General features: G+C 63.9%; 16 protein-coding genes and 1 pseudogene. 10 read left to right on the top strand and 7 right to left on the bottom strand.

Features of this window, described 5'->3' with window-relative positions; all coding sequences use genetic code 11:
- Positions 1–94: 94 nt before the first annotated feature.
- Together secB and LB515_RS23505 are read right to left on the bottom strand one after the other, a co-directional pair.
- Positions 95–598: a protein-export chaperone SecB gene (secB, locus tag LB515_RS23510; protein WP_095767956.1), complete on the bottom strand. Its 504-nt coding sequence runs from the start codon at positions 596–598 to the stop codon at positions 95–97.
- A 350-nt stretch (positions 599–948) separates the two neighbouring features.
- On the bottom strand, positions 949–1,443 hold the full coding sequence (locus LB515_RS23505) for an FxsA family protein (RefSeq protein ID WP_224709119.1): 495 nt from the start codon (positions 1,441–1,443) through the stop codon (positions 949–951).
- 204 nt (positions 1,444–1,647) lie between these two features.
- Between LB515_RS23505 and LB515_RS23500 the strand changes: the two genes are divergently transcribed.
- Genes LB515_RS23500 through LB515_RS23485 form a run of 4 tightly spaced genes read left to right on the top strand, consistent with a single transcriptional unit; the run spans position 1,648 to position 4,390 of the window.
- Entirely contained in the window at positions 1,648–2,355 is a 708-nt protein-coding gene (locus LB515_RS23500) for a Tim44/TimA family putative adaptor protein (protein ID WP_224709118.1), read from the top strand.
- Between the two features lie 23 nt (positions 2,356–2,378).
- The gene (locus tag LB515_RS23495; protein ID WP_224709117.1) at positions 2,379–3,482 is read left to right on the top strand and encodes a murein transglycosylase A; all 1,104 of its coding nucleotides are present in this window, start codon (positions 2,379–2,381) and stop codon (positions 3,480–3,482) included.
- Positions 3,479–4,003, top strand: a complete 525-nt coding sequence (locus LB515_RS23490; RefSeq protein WP_140847517.1) for a Smr/MutS family protein — start codon at positions 3,479–3,481, stop codon at positions 4,001–4,003. The genes LB515_RS23495 and LB515_RS23490 overlap by 4 nt, the downstream gene beginning before the upstream one ends.
- 24 nt (positions 4,004–4,027) lie before the next feature.
- Complete coding sequence (locus LB515_RS23485; protein ID WP_224633791.1) at positions 4,028–4,390, top strand: helix-turn-helix domain-containing protein; 363 nt, start codon at positions 4,028–4,030, stop codon at positions 4,388–4,390.
- A gap of 208 nt (positions 4,391–4,598) precedes the next feature.
- Here the strand turns inward: LB515_RS23485 and LB515_RS23480 are convergent, their stop codons facing one another.
- From LB515_RS23480 to LB515_RS23465, 4 genes are all read right to left on the bottom strand, one after another.
- The gene (locus LB515_RS23480) at positions 4,599–4,832 is read right to left on the bottom strand and encodes a hypothetical protein (RefSeq protein WP_095767962.1); all 234 of its coding nucleotides are present in this window, start codon (positions 4,830–4,832) and stop codon (positions 4,599–4,601) included.
- A gap of 485 nt (positions 4,833–5,317) precedes the next feature.
- On the bottom strand, positions 5,318–5,935 hold the full coding sequence (locus LB515_RS23475) for a transglutaminase-like cysteine peptidase (protein ID WP_224526059.1): 618 nt from the start codon (positions 5,933–5,935) through the stop codon (positions 5,318–5,320).
- Positions 5,936–6,122: 187 nt separating this feature from the next.
- Positions 6,123–7,400 carry a polyhydroxyalkanoate depolymerase gene (locus LB515_RS23470; protein WP_224607188.1) on the bottom strand — a complete coding sequence of 426 codons (1,278 nt, stop codon included), beginning with the start codon at positions 7,398–7,400 and terminating at the stop codon, positions 6,123–6,125.
- 291 nt (positions 7,401–7,691) lie between these two features.
- Positions 7,692–8,054, bottom strand: coding sequence for a septal ring lytic transglycosylase RlpA family protein (locus LB515_RS23465; RefSeq protein ID WP_095767965.1), 363 nt, complete (start codon positions 8,052–8,054; stop codon positions 7,692–7,694).
- Between the two features lie 310 nt (positions 8,055–8,364).
- Here LB515_RS23465 and LB515_RS23460 point away from each other — a divergent pair, with 310 nt between their 5' ends.
- The 4 genes from LB515_RS23460 (at position 8,365) to LB515_RS23445 (ending at position 13,283) form a co-directional block, all read left to right on the top strand.
- Positions 8,365–8,550 (top strand): hypothetical protein, encoded by a 186-nt coding sequence (locus LB515_RS23460; RefSeq protein WP_140542964.1) that lies wholly within the window; start codon positions 8,365–8,367, stop codon positions 8,548–8,550.
- A 371-nt stretch (positions 8,551–8,921) separates the two neighbouring features.
- The gene (locus LB515_RS23455; protein ID WP_224709116.1) at positions 8,922–10,262 is read left to right on the top strand and encodes an FAD/NAD(P)-binding protein; all 1,341 of its coding nucleotides are present in this window, start codon (positions 8,922–8,924) and stop codon (positions 10,260–10,262) included.
- A gap of 418 nt (positions 10,263–10,680) precedes the next feature.
- The gene (locus LB515_RS23450; RefSeq protein ID WP_224709115.1) at positions 10,681–12,117 is read left to right on the top strand and encodes a pyridoxal-phosphate dependent enzyme; all 1,437 of its coding nucleotides are present in this window, start codon (positions 10,681–10,683) and stop codon (positions 12,115–12,117) included.
- Positions 12,114–13,283, top strand: a complete 1,170-nt coding sequence (locus LB515_RS23445) for a trans-sulfuration enzyme family protein (RefSeq protein ID WP_224709114.1) — start codon at positions 12,114–12,116, stop codon at positions 13,281–13,283. The genes LB515_RS23450 and LB515_RS23445 overlap by 4 nt, the downstream gene beginning before the upstream one ends.
- A 161-nt stretch (positions 13,284–13,444) precedes the next feature.
- Here the strand turns inward: LB515_RS23445 and LB515_RS23440 are convergent.
- A pseudogene (locus LB515_RS23440) lies at positions 13,445–13,733 on the bottom strand (GIY-YIG nuclease family protein).
- Positions 13,734–13,981: 248 nt separating this feature from the next.
- Here LB515_RS23440 and LB515_RS23435 point away from each other — a divergent pair.
- Complete coding sequence (locus LB515_RS23435) at positions 13,982–15,223, top strand: D-amino acid dehydrogenase (RefSeq protein ID WP_224709113.1); 1,242 nt, start codon at positions 13,982–13,984, stop codon at positions 15,221–15,223.
- Between the two features lie 41 nt (positions 15,224–15,264).
- On the top strand, positions 15,265–16,086 hold the full coding sequence (locus LB515_RS23430; RefSeq protein ID WP_224709112.1) for an aspartate/glutamate racemase family protein: 822 nt from the start codon (positions 15,265–15,267) through the stop codon (positions 16,084–16,086).
- Positions 16,087–16,170 lie beyond the last annotated feature (84 nt).

Here is a 16,170-nt window from a genome sequence, read left to right as displayed (position 1 = left end):
GGCCATGTTCCCGGTCTCATTCCAGGGCGGAGCAAGCAGCGAAAAAAGCCCGGCGCGAAGCCGGGCTTTCGATAGGGTGTCGCGCCGGTTAGCCTCAGCTCACCTGGACCTTGCCAGCCGCAGCCTGGTCCTCGGCGATGCGCTGCTGGAACATCTGCGCGAAATCGATCGGATCGAGCATCAGCGGCGGGAAGCCGCCATTGCGGGTGGCGTCGGCGACGATCTGGCGGGCGAAGGGGAACAGAAGCCGCGGGCATTCGATGAACAGCAGCGGCAGCATGTGCTCCTGCGGGAAGCCGCTGATGGCGAAGACGCCGCCATAGACCAGCTCCACATTGAACAGCACTTCCTGGTCGAAGGAGGCCTTGGCGTTCAGCGTCAAATTGACGTCGAACTGCTTGTCCGAGAGTGGGTTGGCGTTGACATTGACATTGATTGCGATGCCCGGAGCCTTGTCGCGGCCGCGCAGCGAATTCGGTGCGCCGGGGCTTTCGAAGGAGAGGTCCTTCACATATTGCGCAAGCACATTGAGCGAGGGCTGGTTTTGGGTGCCGTTGCCGTTGGCGGCGCCGGTCGCGGCGTCATCGTTGCTGGCCATGAGCCTTTAAGTCCTTTTGCCTGGGCAGCATTGCTGACCGGATTGAAATCGCGGGTTCGCTACCATGCTCGGCCGGACAAAACAAGTTTTGCCGCCCTCATCGGCGGAAGGAACAGGACAGCGCGAACGCCAGGTATTGGCCGAAGCCTCTCAACCTCGTCATTCCAGGGCGGAGCAGCCGCGAAGCGGCGTCGCGGAGACCCTGGAATCCGTTCCGTGACCTGAGCCGTGCAATGCGGCGGAGCAGAATTTTGCACCGCGGCAACACTCGAAGTCACTGGATCCTGTGGGCTGCGCGGTACGCTCGCTTCCCGCTCCGCCCAAGGACGAACCGGTAGGCGTTTTGGCCCTTAATCGTTCTTCAGCCGCCGCCAGGGCGAATTGTGATCCGGCCGGTTCGGATAATCGTCGCGCGAATAGTCGCTGTCGTCGAGGTCGATGACGTTGTCGCGCCGGCGGGCCGAAAAGCCGCGGCCGAAGCTGGTCGCCATGACGATGCGGTTCTTGAGCAGGCGCCAGGCGAAGTCGCGCACTGGCGGCAACAAGAGAAGAATGGCGAAGATGTCGGTGATGAAGCCCGGAATGATCAGAAGGATCGCCGCCAGCACGATCATCGCCCCATACGCGAGCTGGCGGCTGGGGTCGCGCCCGGCGTCCATTTCCGTCCGCACCCGCGCCATGACGCCGAAACCCTGATGCCGAAGCAGCAGGCTGCCGGCGACGCTGGACAGGATGACCAGCCCGACCGTCGCCAAAGCGCCGATTTCGCGGCCGACGACGACGAAGCCGGCGATCTCCAGCAGCGGCAGCAACAGCAGGAACAACGGGATGAAGGAAATGCGCAAAGTGTCGACCGATCGCTTTCTTCTTTTGCGGCGCTCGCGGACAATCGCCGCTGGCCTTGGCGCCTTTAGATAGGTATGGCTGCCTTTGATTTGAATGATAGCGCCTGCCGTTCTATATGCTTTGGGTGTTGAACGCTATGCGACCGCGATCCCCGAGGGGTTTACGCCGGTGCGGCAAGAACAGGGATCGAGTTGGCGGAAATTATGGGTTTCTTCGACTTCGGCACGATTTTCTTTTTGATTGCGGCGGTTGTGATCTTTTTCCAGCTGCGCAACGTGCTTGGACGTCGCACCGGAAACGAGCGCCCGCCCTTCGATCCCTATTCGGCGAGCCGCACGCGCGAGGCCGATGCGGCGCAGAAGCCTGAAAATGTCGTGTCGCTGCCGCGCAAGCGCATGCCGGGCGAACCTGCGCCCGAGACCTATGCCGCGATCGACGCCTTCGCCAAGCCGGATACCGACCTCAACAGGGGCCTGCGCACGATCAAGGACAATGATCCGTCCTTCGATCCCAAGACCTTCGTCGACGGCGCCAAGATGGCCTATGAGATGATCGTCATGGCCTATGCCGACGGCGACCGTAAGACGCTGAAGAACCTTTTGTCGCGCGAAGTCTATGATGGTTTCGTCGCCGCGATCGGCGACCGCGAGGCCAAATCGGAGAAGATCCAATCCTCCTTCGTCGGCATCGACAAGGCCGACATCGTCGCCGCCGAAATGAAGGGCTCGGAAGCGCATATCACGCTGCGCGTCGTCTCCGAGCTGATCTCGGCGACCCGCGACAAGGCCGGCGCGGTCATCGACGGCGACCCTGAAACGGTGGCCGAGGTCAAGGATGTCTGGACCTTCGCCCGCGACACCCGCTCGCGCGACCCGAATTGGAAGCTTGTCGCCACCGAAGAAGAAGATTGAGATCAAGCGGCGGGGCCCCAGTCGTGCCGCTCTCTTCCGCATTCGGCATAAAATCCTTCAGCGACCTTCCGGGCTGGGGCGAAGATGACCATGCTGCGGCCTTCGCCGCGTTTCGCCGCTCGGCCTTCCACACGCCGATAAAATCTTACCGCACCGGATCGCTCGGCGTCGATTTCAATGCTTTTGCCGATGCCTATGCCGAGGCGCGTGCCGTTTCGGCGCCGAGCAGGTCCGAGGCGCGATCCTTCTTCGAACGGCATTTCGTGCCGATGCTGGTCAAGGCCGAAAACGGCGCGGGTCTCGTCACCGGCTTCTACGAGCCCGAGGTCGAAGCCTCGCCGGTCAGGACCGAGCGGTTCACCGTGCCGCTGCTGACGCGCCCCGCCGACCTGATCGACATCGACGACGGCAACCGGCCAGCCGGCATGGATGCCTATCTGGCCTTCGCCCGCCGGACGGATGATGCTCCCGTCGAATATTTCGACCGCGGCGAAATCGAGCGCGGCGCGCTCGCCGGCCGAAATCTCGAAATCGCCTGGCTCGCCGAGAAGGTCGATGCGTTTTTCATCCATGTGCAGGGCGCGGCACGTCTGAAGATGACCGACGGCAGGCTCGCCCGCGTCACCTATGCCGCCAAGTCCGGCCAGCGCTTCACCGGCCCAGGCAAGATCTTGAGCGATCTCGGCGAGATTCCGCTGGCAAAGGTAACGATGCAATCGATCCGAGCCTGGTTCAAGGCACATCCCGACCGGGTCGACGAGATCCTGTGGCGGAACCGCTCCTACATTTTCTTTCGCGAAGCCGCGGTCGACGATGCTTCGCTCGGCCCGATCGCCGCCGCCAAGGTGCCGCTGACGCCGGGCCGCTCGGTCGCGGTCGACCGCCTGCTGCACACATTCGGCACGCCCTTCTATATCGATGCGCCGACCCTTACCGCCTTCGATGAAAAACCGTTCCGGCGGCTGATGATCGCGCAGGACACCGGCTCGGCTATCACCGGTGCGGCGCGCGGCGATCTCTTCGCCGGCTGGGGCGACGCTGCCGGCGAGATCGCCGGCGTGGTCCGCAACGCGGCCGATTTCCATGCGCTGCTGCCGCGTGCGCTTCTGCATGGAGCGACCCGGTGAGCCGCCGCGACGACCATCTCAGCGACGACGACCGCATCCTGTGGAACCTGGTGGCGCGCTCTGCCCGGCCGCTGAAGGGCAAAACGGCCGTCGAGATCCCCGACATCGTCGAGCCCAAGCCTGAGACGCCCCGGCCTGCCGCCAATGGCGTTGCGGCCGTGGCCGCCAAGCCGAAGGCGCCGCATGTGGCGCATTCGCTCGACGACCAGACGTTGCACAAGCTGAAAAAAGGCCGGCTGCCGATCGAAGGCCGCGTCGACCTGCACGGCATGACGCAGGACGAGGCCTATTCGCTGCTGCTCACCTTCCTCAACCGCGCGCATGCCGGCGGCATCCGTTACGTGCTGATCATCACCGGAAAGGGTTCGTCCTCGGGCGGCGACGGCATATTGCGCCGCGCCGTGCCGGCCTGGCTGTCGACGCCCGCTTTCCGGCATCTGGTGTCCAGCCACGATCATGCTGCCCGCAATCATGGCGGCTCGGGCGCGCTCTATGTGCGGCTGCGGCGGATACGGTCATGAGGATTCGCGAATGAGCCAGCCGACATGACCCCGTTCGGCGAGAAGCTCAGGACGCTGCGCGCCGAGCGCGGCGTCAGCCAGAAGGCGATGGCCAAGGCCATCGGCGTCAGCGCCGCCTATCTTTCGGCGCTCGAGCACGGCCGCCGCGGCGCGCCGACCTGGACACTGATCCAGAAGATCATCGGCTATTTCAACATCATCTGGGACGACGCCGAGGATCTTGCCCGCCTCGCCGAAAGCTCGCATCCGAGGGTCAGGATCGATACATCCGGCCTGTCGCCTGCGGCAACCGAGCTGGCCAACCTTTTGGCCGAGAGCATCGAGAAGTTGGATGAGGCGGAGCTGAGGAAAATCACGGCGGCTGTCCGCGCTGCGCTGCGCGGATAGCTTGCCCTGATGAAACGGGGCGGCTAGCCGAAGCCGCCCGAACTTCGTCATCCACGGGCGAAGCGGACGCGCAGGCCTGAGGATCCATTCCGTGACCTCCCGCGAAGGACAAGGCGGCGCAGAACAGAGATCGTTCTGCACCGCGGTGACGTTCAGCGAGGGCCACGGCTTCCGTGTGCTGGGCCGCGGACAGCCCTTATTCCTGAAATCACTGCTTGCCGGCGCCGTTCGTGCTACCGCGTCCGCCATTGTTGTTGTGATCGCGGCCGCCGTTACCACCGCCCAGACAAGCCGAGGAGTCGACGCCGCAGCAACGGCCGCTCCACAGATCGTTGAGATTGGTCTTGGCACAGCTTTTGGTGGTCTCGTCCGCCAGGGCCGATCCGGTCAAGGCCGACACCGCGATGGCGGCAAGCAAGGTGTTTCGCAGGAAAGCAGTCATTGAAATTCTCCATGGTTGGGTTTGTCGTCCACGGCTGTGTGTCGCCGGCCGGACGCAAAAGGTTCATGGAGTTGCGTGAAAATATTCGGCAAGGCTATCGGCCGGGCTTTTGTTGTCATCGCCCGTTGCGATGTGCGGCTACGACTGCTCGGTCGTCATTCCAGGGCGGAGCAAGGAGCGGAGCGACGCGCGCAGACCCTGGAATCCATGCCGTTACGCCAAGGCGTTCCAACGGTTACAGAATTCTGCACCGTTGCACTCTGCAGCAAGGGTCACGGCATGGATACTCGGGTCAAGCCCGAGTATGACGACGTCACGTGGGTTTCGGCCAATCTCCAAGGTTGGCACCAGAAGCGCCCCGCTCAACCCACCGCCAGCCACAGAGCCTTTTCGCCGGCCGTCGAAACCAGCCTGGCATGCGCCGCTCGGTGCACCCACAGCGGAGGGGGTAGAGCGCCTCGCGAAGAAAGCAGGGTGTTCGAGGCCTACTGCACCGAGCCCACAAGCACAGGCTGGCCGTCGCGGATCGAGACCCAGCGCCCGGTGTTGTCGATCGCCTGCCGCTTGAGGAAGCGGTAGCCGGTCGCGTCCCAGGCTTTGACCTTGTCGGTCAGGTTGTCGAGCACATAGTCGCCCTTGTCGGTGCGCACCGTCAGCACCGAATGGCCTTCGCCGTCCGGCTTGCGCACGACGGTGATCAAAAGGTCGGCCAGCGACATGCCCAGGCGGTAGAGCTGGCGGCGCTTTTCCAGCACATAGTCCTCGCAGTCGCCATAGCCGTCGTCCGGATAGGCCCAGACTTCGTCCTTGCCGTAGTGATCGAGATCGCTCAACGGCTTGACGGCGGCGTTGACCTTGGCGCTGACGCTGACCAGCCTGCGCCACAGCCCGTCCGTCATCGTGGCCGGCCCGAGAGTGACCGGGCGGATGTTGCATTCGCTCGGATGCGACTTGCAGAAATCATAGTGGCCGATCGGTTGCGAGGTCAGGCCGCCGGTGGCCATCGCGCCAGCCGCCCAGGCCGGCACCGCCCAATGCGCAGAGATCGCCAGTCCTGCGGCTGCGCACAAGCGCAGAATCCGCGTCATCGCTGAGGAAGTCATTGCCCCCGCCCTGTTCTTTATTAACGAAACGTTAAGGGCGATTTACAGTCCGTGTCAATTGGAGACGACGGTCAGTTTAGCGGCATGGTTACCTGCGCGATCCGGTAGCGGCACTTTCGCAACAGAAGCGCAGGTGCAACACCGCTGGCCGCCAGGTGGCGGCAAGGCTGATGATGTGCTCCGGAGTTCAGCTTTTGGCGGAACGGACCAGTTTAGGCTTCGCCGCCACGCGGTGCTGGCGGCCATAGCTGGAAATGAAGTCGACGATGCGCGGCACGATCTCGGAGCGGAAGCGCGAGCCGTTGAAGACGCCGTAATGGCCGACGGCCGGCTGCATGTAGTGCGCCTGCCTGTCGGCCGGGATGTTGACGCACAAATCATGCGCGGCCTGGGTCTGGCCGAGGCCGGAAATATCGTCGTTCTCGCCCTCGATGGTCAGCAGCGCGACGTTGCGGATCGCCTTCGGATCGACCGCCTCGCCGCGATGCGTCATCTCGCCCTTCGGCAGAGCGTGGCGCACGAACACGGTGTCGACCGTCTGCAGGTAGAATTCCGCCGTCAGGTCCATCACCGCCAGATATTCGTCGTAGAAGTCGCGGTGCTTTTCGGCGCTGTCGCCGTCATGCTTCACAAGGTGCATGAAGAAGTCCTTGTGCGCGATGATGTGGCGGTCGAGGTTCATGCTCATGAAGCCCGAGAGCTGCAGGAAGCCCGGATAGACCGGACGCCCGAAGCCCGGCACCGGCCATGGCGCCGGCATGATGACATTATCGCGGAACCAGTCGATGCCCTTTTCCTTGGCCAGAAGATTGACCGCGGTCGGGTTGCGGCGCGTGTCGACCGGTCCGCCCATCAGCGTCATGGTGGAGGGCACGAAGGGATCGCCGCGCTTTTCCATCAGCGCCACCGCCGCCAGCACCGGCACGGAGGGCTGGCATACGGCCATCACATGCGTGTCGGGGCCGAGCGCGTGGAACATCTCGATGATGTAGTCGACATAGTCGTCGAGATCGAAGCTTCCTAGCGCCGCCGGCACCATGCGGGCATCGACCCAGTCGGTGATGTGCACGTCGGCATGGGGCAGCATCGCCTCGACCGTGCCGCGCAGCAGTGTCGCGTAATGGCCCGACATCGGCGCCACGATCAAAAGCTTCGGGTCGGGCTTGCGGCCGGCGGGCAGCGCGCGCTCGAAGCGGATCAGGTCGCAGAACGGCTTCGACCATACCGTCTTTTCGGTGACGCCGACGCTTTTCCAGTCGACCACGGCCTTTTCCAGGCCGAACTGCGGCTTGCCGTAGCGACGGGTGGTCCGCTCGAAGAGCTCCGCGGTCGCCGCGACCGAGCGGCCGAAGGGGGTGTGGGAAACCGGATTGAGTGGGTTGGAGTAGAAGAGCCGCACCGCGTCGGCATAGAAGCGGGCCGGCTGCAGCGCCGCATGGTTCATTTCGTAGAGCTGGTAGAACATCGCGAACCCCGCTGCCGTCCGACGACCAAAAGGACGACGAACTGCGCCGAGCCTTGAATGTCTCCCGGCGAGGTTAGCAAGATATTGTTGCGATGCAATACGTCATTTTGTCTGACGAATGCATCTTTCGTTCAACCTGTTGAAAACCGGACCTAAGCGGGCGAGCCGGCTCAATGTGCGCTGCCGAAATGTGAAGGATATGTGTCCGGCCCCTCATGCCGGACACGACCAATGCATATCGCCCTGAAGTGGGCAGCGCTTTGGATGACGACATGCATCAAAAAAGGCGGCTCAGACGCGCGCCATACAGACGGCGGTATGGCCCGAACCGATGAAGCCCAGCTGGCCGGCGGCGCCGCGGGAGAGATCGAGCATACGTCCCTTCACGAACGGACCGCGATCGTTGATGCGCACGACGACGCTGCGGCCGTTGTTCTTGTTGGTGACCCGAAGCTTGGTGCCGAAGGGCAAGGAGCGATGGGCTGCAGTCAGTGCCGAGGGGTTCATGCGCTCCCCTGAGGCGGTTCTGGAATGCAGCGCATACCAAGAAGCGCGGCCGCACTGCGCGGCGGCGGAGGAGGCGGATGAGGCGCCGGCCATCAGGCCAGCCGCGATCGTTACCGCGACAAGCGCAGTCTGGTTGGTTTTCTTCATGCTTTGGGGATGGCTCCGTTAGAGATATGCCCCGCCGATATGTGCCGAATGAGGCGGGAAATGCGGCATTGATCTGGCGGTTCCATGGCGACAGCACACGTTTGGAGTCGCCGCGAAACAGTTTGTCATGATATTCACAGCCCCATTAACGCGTATTCTCACTGAATATCGGGCCGGCATACGGGACATTCGGGGCAAGATCGGCCCACAAGATTTGAAGTACTGAGGGACGGAACTGCTTAGGTTCCTCGACGTCTTTTGTTGCGTCCCCATTGCCGTTCAGGATCGACTTCCGGAGAGGGTCCAGCCGATGCGATTGATCAGGTTTGTGCTGGCGCTGATTGTGCTGGGGCTGGGTGCGCTGTGGTCGCTGCAAGGCCTCGGTCTCGTCAAGGGCAGTTTCATGACCGGGCAGACGCAATGGCTCTATATCGGCCTCGTCACCATGCTGGTCGGCGTGGTCGGCCTGCGCTGGGCGACCCGCTCGCGCATATGACCTTGCCGGTCGGGGCGGAGACGGTTGGCGGTCAGGCGGTCGCATTCGCCGGCACGCAGCATCGTTGCGCGCGTCGCTCCGCCCCAGAATGACGAAGGAAGATGGCCGCCGCCCTCCCACAAAACACCCCAGCGAACGAAAAATCCGCCTGTCGTCCCTTCTCGGCAAATCCATGCTTCAAAGGGGGTGGCATTGGGACTGCGATTTCGTGCTCGGCACGGTTAGTATAGTAATCTTATCAACATTGGGAGTGAGAGAACGATGCGCGACCTTCAAAAAACCGTTCCGGCGATCGTTCGTGGCTTGCGGCTGAGGCCGTCCGCGGCGCTCGCCCAGCGCTGATCGCTCGAGTCCCGTTTCGGGTAGCAGTCATGGTTGGACGCGGCAATTCCATCATCATTGTCGGCGGCGGCGCGAGCGGCGTCGTGCTGGCCGCGCACCTGTTGAAGTCGCCCAATCCGGACCTGCGCGTCACGCTGATCGAGAAGCGACCGCATTTCGGCCAGGGCATGGCCTATTCGACGCTGCTTTCGGCGCATGTGCTCAACGTCAACGCCTCCGGCATGAGCGCTTACGCCGACGACCCGACCCATTTCGCGCGCTGGGTGCTGGAACGCGGCCTCGCCAGGCCGGACCAGGGACCGTTCTACGCGCCGCGCAGCCTCTACGCCCGCTATCTGCAGGATGTGCTCGAGGGCCTCGAGGAGCGCGAGCGCGACACCGGTCGTCTGCGGTTGATCCGCGAGGAGAGCCTGTCGATCGCGCCGACCTCGTCGGGCGTCGAAGTCGTACTCGCCAACGGCACCAGCGTCGTGGCGCATCTCGCCGTCCTGGCCACTGGTCACGACGAGCAGCCCGGCGCCTTCCAAGGTCATGCCGTCCGCATGGGGACGGAGGCCGACACCGCGCTCGATCCTGAAGCCCAGGTGCTGCTGCTCGGCACCGGCCTGAGCATGATCGACGCTTTCCTGTCGCTGGAGCAGCGCGGCCATCGCGGTTCGATCGTCGCGGTGTCGCGGCGCGGCCTGCTGCCGTCGCCGCACCGCAAAGGCAATCCGATCAAGCTCGATATCGCCGATATTCCGCTCGGCACCCAGCTTTCCTATTTCGTCGGCTGGTTCCGCAACCTGATCCGCGAGACCCAGAAAGCCGGCGGCGACTGGCGCGACGTCGTCGATGGTCTCAGACCCTTCAACCAGACGATCTGGCAGAATTGGCCGTCCTCGGCCAAGCGCCGCTTCGTCGAGCACACCAAGGCCTGGTGGGATATCCACCGCCACCGCATGGCGCCGGAAGTCTATGCGCGCGTCACCGATGCGGTCGCCTCAGGCCGCATCCGTCTCGTCGCCGGCAGGGTGGTGGCCATAGAACCGAACGGCGGCTTCGTGGTGAAAATCCAGCCGCGCGGCACGCAGGACGTCGAGACCCTGGACGTCGCCCGCCTCTATGATTGCATGGGCATCGCCCGCGACATATCGCGGACGTCGAACGGTGTCGTGCGTTCGCTGGTCGAGCGCGGGCTGGCGCGTCCCGATCCGCTGCGCCTCGGCCTCGATGTCACGGCGAAATGCGAGCTGATCGCGGCCGACGGCACGGTGTCCTCGAAGCTGCTCGCCGTCGGACCGCTGACGCGCGGCACCTTCTTCGAGATCGACGCCATTCCGGATATCCGCGTGCAATGCGCGAAGCTGAGCAAGCAGTTGTTGGGATAGCATGGCTTCTCGCTGGCAACAGGAATTCTGACATGCTGGCGGGACAGCACCCCTCTCTGCCCTGCCGGGCATCTCCCCCGCAAGGGAGGAGATCGGACTTCATCCCCGCTTTCGCCAATCGCCAACGTCGAAGGGGAAGCGCCGGCGACGGAACTGTCAATCTCCCCCTTGCGGGGGAGATGTCCGGCAGGACAGAGGGGGGTGCCTCGCGCTGGCTTCAACAATGAGAGACTGCGAAGCAACCCGCTAGAATTCCATTCCTCCACTCGCCGCCGGATTGGCACGATCTATCTTCTTTCCTGATGAAAAGGGCTGGAAAAGACAGGGCGCGCGATCCGCAAAACCGGAATGGATTCCCGCGGCTTCCCGCGCGAGATTGCCGACATCCGCCTCGAACTGCTTCTATGGAGCAATGAAGATGAGCGAGCAGACAAAAGCGGCGCCGAAGGGCGCGCACATCAACCTGTCGAGATTGCGTCCGCCCTACGCTTCGGTGCTCGACCTGATCGGCCAGACGCCGATCGTGGAGCTGACCAAATTCGACACCGGCAAGTGCCGCCTGTTCATCAAGCTCGAAAGCCAGAATCCGGGCGGCTCGATCAAGGACCGCATCGCGCTCTCGATGATCGCGGCGGCGGAGAAGGAGGGGCGGCTGAAGCGCGGCGGAACCATCGTCGAGGCCACCGCCGGCAACACCGGCCTCGGCCTCGCCCAGGTCGGCATCCCGAAAGGCTACCGCATCGTCCTCGTCGTGCCCGACAAGATGTCGCGCGAGAAGATCCAGCATCTGCGCGCTTTGGGCGCCGAGGTGCGCATGACGCGATCCGATGTCGGCAAGGGCCATCCCGAATACTACCAGGACATGGCCGAGAAGATCGCCGCCGAGACCCCCGGCGCCTTCTATGCCAACCAGTTTGCCAACCCGGCGAACCCACTCGCGCATGAGACGACGACCGGGCCGGAGATATTTTCGCAGCTCGAAGGTGATGTCGACGCCGCGGTGGTCGGCGTCGGCTCCGGCGGCACGCTCACCGGCCTCGGCCGCTTTTTCGCGAAACATTCGCCCAAGACCGAGATGGTGCTCGCCGATCCGGTCGGCTCGGTGCTGGCGCCGCTGATCAAGACCGGCAAGATGGTGGAGGCCGGCAGCTGGACCGTTGAAGGCATCGGCGAGGATTTCGTGCCGCCCAATGCCGATCTGTCGCTGGTGAAAAAGGCCTATTCCATTCCCGACAAGCAGAGCATGCTGGCGGTGCGCGATCTGTTGTCGAGGGAAGGCATCCTGGCCGGCTCGTCCTCGGGCACGCTGCTGTCGGCGGCGCTTCGCTATTGCCGCGAGCAGACGGTGCCGAAGCGCGTCGTGACCTTGGTCTGCGACAGCGGCAACAAATATCTGTCAAAGGTCTTCGACGATATCTGGCTGGCCGAGCAGGGCCTTGCCGACCAGGAACAGCATGGCGATTTGCGCGACTTGGTCATGCGCTCGCCGCGCACCGGCGACATTGTGACCGTTGGCCCGGAGGAAAGCCTGCTCAACGCCTATGGCCGCATGCGCCGCTCCGACGTTTCGCAGCTGCCGGTGCTGGACGAAGGCAGGCTGGTCGGCATCGTCGACGAGAGCGATATTTTAGCCAAGGTCGATGGACCCTATGACGGCCGCTGGGACCGTTTCAACGCGCCGGTGCGCACGGCCATGACGTCGAACCTGCACACGCTGCAGGCCAATCAGACGCTGGACGCGCTGCTGCCTGTCTTCGACCGCAACGAGGTCGCCATTGTCTTCGATGGCGAAGAGTTCATCGGCCTGATAACCCGTATCGACCTGATCAACCATCTGAGGCGCCGCGCCAAATGACTTCAAACGGCAAGAACCGCCTGGCCTTTTCCACCCGCGCCATCCATGGCGGCCAGAGCCACGATCCGCTGACCGGCGCCGTGATGGTGCCGATCTATGCCACCTCCACCTACGGCCAGCAGTCGCCCGGCGTGCACAAGGGCTTTGAGTACGCCCGCAGCCAGAACCCGACGCGTTTTGCCTTCGAGCGCGCCGTGGCCGACCTCGAAAGCGGCTCGGCGGCTTTCGCCTTCGCTTCCGGCCTGGCGGCGATCGGCACGGTGCTCGAGCTGCTCGATTCCAGCGCCCATATCGTCGCCACCGATGACATCTATGGCGGCTCGTTCCGCTTGATGGAGCGGGTGCGCAAGCGCTCCGCCGGGCTGCAGGTGAGCTTCGCCGACTTCACCGACCTCGCCGCGGTCGAGGCGGCGATCCGGCCGGAGACTAAACTGCTCTGGGTCGAAACGCCGACCAACCCGCTGCTGCGCATCGTCGATCTCGAAGGCGTCGCCGCGCTTGCCAGGCGCAAGGGGCTGCTCACCGTCGCCGACAACACCTTTTGCAGCCCCTATATCCAGCGCCCGCTGGAGCTCGGCATCGACATCGTCGTGCACTCGACGACGAAATATCTCAACGGCCATTCCGACATGGTCGGCGGCGTGGCGGTCGTCGGCGACAACAAGGACCTCGCCGCCCAGCTGAAATTTCTGCAGAACGCCATCGGCGCCATCTCCGGCCCGTTCGACAGTTTTCTGGCGCTGCGCGGCATAAAAACCCTGGCGCTCAGGATGGAGCGTCATTCGGCCAACGGCCTGAAAATAGCGCAATGGCTGGAAACGCGAAAAGACGTCCGCCGGGTCATCTATCCCGGCCTCGCCAGCCACCCGCAGCATTCCATCGCCGTCCAGCAGATGCACGCCTTCGGCGGCATGATCTCCGTCGACCTCGACCGCGACCTGGCGGGAACGAAACGCTTCCTCGAACGCACCCAGCTCTTCACGCTGGCCGAAAGCCTCGGCGGCGTCGAAAGCCTGATCGAGCACCCGGCGCTGATGACGCATGGCTCGATCCCGGCCGAAAAGCGCGGTGCGATCGGCATCTCGGATTCGCTGGTGCGGCTGTCGTGTGGGATCGAGGATGGGGACGATCTGATCGCGGATCTGGAGCAGGCGTTGCAGACCTGAGAACTCGTAGATACCACGTCATCGTGGTAATCCTTCGCGCCCCCTATGGCCTGCCAGCCCTTGTCCTTCGTCATTCTAGGGCGGAGCAAGGAGCGAAGCGACGCGCGAAGACCGTAGAATCCATGCCGTGACGGTTGAGAGCCGCCACGGTGCAGAACGGTTCACCAGCCAATCCCGCGAAACAGCTCGAACCATTCCGGATTGGTCTTCTCGATCAGTTCAATCTTCCATTGCCGGTGGCCACCGCTTCAATGACGTCTCACGCTGAATGGCATCGGTGATGTCGAAATATTCTTCGTACCAGACCAGACGCTGCACGCCGTAGCGGCTGGTAAAGCCGGAGCCTTGGCCGGACTTATGCTCAGGCATCTGGCGAGCAAGGTCGTTGGTGACGCCGATATAGATCGTGCCGCCTTTCTGGCTTGCGGTCATGTAGACGTAGCCTGTCATGTGGCGATCTTAGCTGGCGCCATTACCACCGCTATTCTGGACCGTTGCATTCTATGGCCAATGTCACGGCATGGATTCTAGGGTCTGCGCGCGTCGCTTCGCTCCTTGCTCCGCCCTAGAATGACGAAGCGCCACTTGCATCGCCCTGACTACGAGGGGCGCTGTCCCGCTGACCTCTCGGTATGTGTGCCATTGCGCGCCGCCATCCACCCTCTAAACTGTCCCAACTTGCGATCTCCGGAGGCGCCATGCGCGTGATCGTGTTGGGTGGCGGCGTGGTCGGTGTCACCACGGCCTATCAGTTGCAGAGGGACGGGCACGAGGTCGTCATCCTCGAGCGGCGCGCCGAAGTCGCCGCCGAAACCAGCTGGGGCAATGCCGGCATGATCGCGCCGGGGCATTCCTTCGTCTGGTCCTCGCCCAGGGCGCCGATGATCCTGTTGAAATCACTGTTGCTGAAAGACCAGGCGCTGCGCTTCAAGCTTTCGGCCGATCCGCGGCTCTACAGCTGGTCATGGCTGTTCCTGATGGAATGCACGGCCGGGAAGGCCAGGCGCAACACGCTGCTCAAGCATCGGCTGGCCGTCTATTCGCAATCCGTGCTGCACGAGGTCGTCGCCGACGAGGCGATAGACTATGACCGCAACGATCGCGGCATCCTCTATTTCTATCGCAGCCAGCAGGCGCTCGACAAAGGCGTCGAGCATATGAAGCTGCTGGAATCCGACGGCCAGCTGATCAAGGTGCTCGACCGCGACGCCATCGTCGCCCTCGATCCGGCGCTGGCTTCCGCCAAGGAAAAAATCGCCGGCGGCATCCATTGTCCGACCGACGAGACCGGCGATCCGGCGAAATTCACCCGCGCGCTGGCGGCAAAAGTGGTCGCGCGCGGCGGCGAGATCCGCACCGGCACGACCATCACCGGCATCGAGACGTCCGGCGACGATGTCGCTCAGGTGCTGACCGAGAAGGGAAGCGTCAAGGGCGATGCCTATGTGCTGGCGCTCGGCTCTTACAGCCCGCTGGTCGCGAGCACCGTCGGCATCAGCCTGCCGATCTATCCGATCAAGGGCTATTCGCTAACCATTCCGATCGGCAACCAGCCGCGGCCGCCCACCATCGCCGCGATCGACGAGCACAACCTGGTCGCCGTATCGCGCTTCGGCGACCGGCTGCGCGTCACCGCTACGGCCGAGTTCGCCGGTTACGACACCAGCCATAAACCGGCCGATTTCGCCTTCATGAAAGGGGCGACCGAGGAACTCTATCCCGAAGGCGCCGACTACGACCGCGCCGAGATGTGGGCGGGCCTGCGGCCGATGACGCCCAACAATCTGCCCGAATTCGGCCGGCGCCGCCTCAGCAATTTCTATCTCAACACCGGGCACGGCCATATCGGCTGGACCATGTCGCATGGCTCGGCCCGCATTACCGCCGACCTGATCGCCGGCCGCAAGCCGGCGATCTCGATGGACGGAATTTTGAACTGAGAGCATGATCCCGGAGGGGATCGAGCAGGAAAGGGAATGCCATGTCTGTCAGCGCGGCCGCTACCCGCCCGCAATCGCCAGGACCGGTCGACCCCAAGCCAGTCGACCTGGGCGTCCTTCCGTCGGAGATCGACGGCGGCCTCGCCTCGCGCGCGGCGATCGGCCTGGCGATCCTCGCCACCGACCAGACGCTGGAGCATGAGTTCCGCGCCCTGATCCGCATTCCGGGCGTCGCCTTCTACGAGGCGCGCCTGTTCAACGACAACGACATTACGCCCGATACTTTGCGCGCCATCGGCCCGCGCATCACGCCGACCGTCGATCTGATCCTGCCCAGCATCCCGCTCGACGTCGTAGGCTTCGGCTGCACCTCGGCCACCATGACGCTCGGCGAGGAAGCCGTCTTCGCCGAGATCCGCAAGGCGCGGCCGGGCGTCGCCTGCACCACGCCGGTCACCGGCGCTTTGGCCGCCGTCAAGGCGCTCGGCGCCAGGGGCATCGGCCTGCTGACCCCTTATGCACCCGAGATCAACCAGGGCCTGGTCCGCTATTTCACCGGCCGCGGCCTCGACATATCAGCCGTCGCCACTTTCGACCGGCGCGACGACCGCGAGGCGGCTCGCATCTCGCTTGCCTCGATCGAGGCGGCGGCCGAGACCATGGCCACCGTGCCGGGGGTGGACGCGATCTTCATCTCCTGCACCAGCCTGCGCGTGGCGGAAGCGGTCGCCGAGCTGGAGCGGCGCATCGGCATTCCCGTCACCTCCTCCAACCACGCCATGGCCTGGCACTGCCTGCGGCTTGCCGGCATCGATGACGTCGTGCCGGCCGGCGGCCGGTTGTTTTCGCTACCGGCCGTTTGATTGGTGCTTGGCGCATGCATTGTCTTATGTAGCGCTGGTCGACCCCCACTCCGTCTCGGCTTCGCCGAGCCACCTCTCCCCCGA

It is taken from the genome of Mesorhizobium sp. CA15 (assembly GCF_020165215.1).
Taxonomy (GTDB): Bacteria; Pseudomonadota; Alphaproteobacteria; order Rhizobiales; family Rhizobiaceae; genus Mesorhizobium.
This window is presented reverse-complemented; position numbering and strand designations above follow the sequence as displayed.

Bases quoted from the DNA above. Each gene is read 5' to 3' on its own strand.
- secB (WP_095767956.1), bottom strand. From the start codon at position 598: ATGGCCAGCAACGATGACGCCGCGACCGGCGCCGCCAACGGCAACGGC.
- LB515_RS23500 (WP_224709118.1), top strand. From the start codon at position 1,648: ATGGGTTTCTTCGACTTCGGCACGATTTTCTTTTTGATTGCGGCGGTT.
- LB515_RS23485 (WP_224633791.1), top strand. From the start codon at position 4,028: ATGACCCCGTTCGGCGAGAAGCTCAGGACGCTGCGCGCCGAGCGCGGC.
- LB515_RS23480 (WP_095767962.1), bottom strand. From the start codon at position 4,832: ATGACTGCTTTCCTGCGAAACACCTTGCTTGCCGCCATCGCGGTGTCG.
- LB515_RS23475 (WP_224526059.1), bottom strand. From the start codon at position 5,935: ATGACTTCCTCAGCGATGACGCGGATTCTGCGCTTGTGCGCAGCCGCA.
- LB515_RS23470 (WP_224607188.1), bottom strand. From the start codon at position 7,400: ATGTTCTACCAGCTCTACGAAATGAACCATGCGGCGCTGCAGCCGGCC.
- LB515_RS23465 (WP_095767965.1), bottom strand. From the start codon at position 8,054: ATGAAGAAAACCAACCAGACTGCGCTTGTCGCGGTAACGATCGCGGCT.
- LB515_RS23460 (WP_140542964.1), top strand. From the start codon at position 8,365: ATGCGATTGATCAGGTTTGTGCTGGCGCTGATTGTGCTGGGGCTGGGT.
- LB515_RS23455 (WP_224709116.1), top strand. From the start codon at position 8,922: ATGGTTGGACGCGGCAATTCCATCATCATTGTCGGCGGCGGCGCGAGC.
- LB515_RS23450 (WP_224709115.1), top strand. From the start codon at position 10,681: ATGAGCGAGCAGACAAAAGCGGCGCCGAAGGGCGCGCACATCAACCTG.
- LB515_RS23445 (WP_224709114.1), top strand. From the start codon at position 12,114: ATGACTTCAAACGGCAAGAACCGCCTGGCCTTTTCCACCCGCGCCATC.
- LB515_RS23435 (WP_224709113.1), top strand. From the start codon at position 13,982: ATGCGCGTGATCGTGTTGGGTGGCGGCGTGGTCGGTGTCACCACGGCC.
- LB515_RS23430 (WP_224709112.1), top strand. From the start codon at position 15,265: ATGTCTGTCAGCGCGGCCGCTACCCGCCCGCAATCGCCAGGACCGGTC.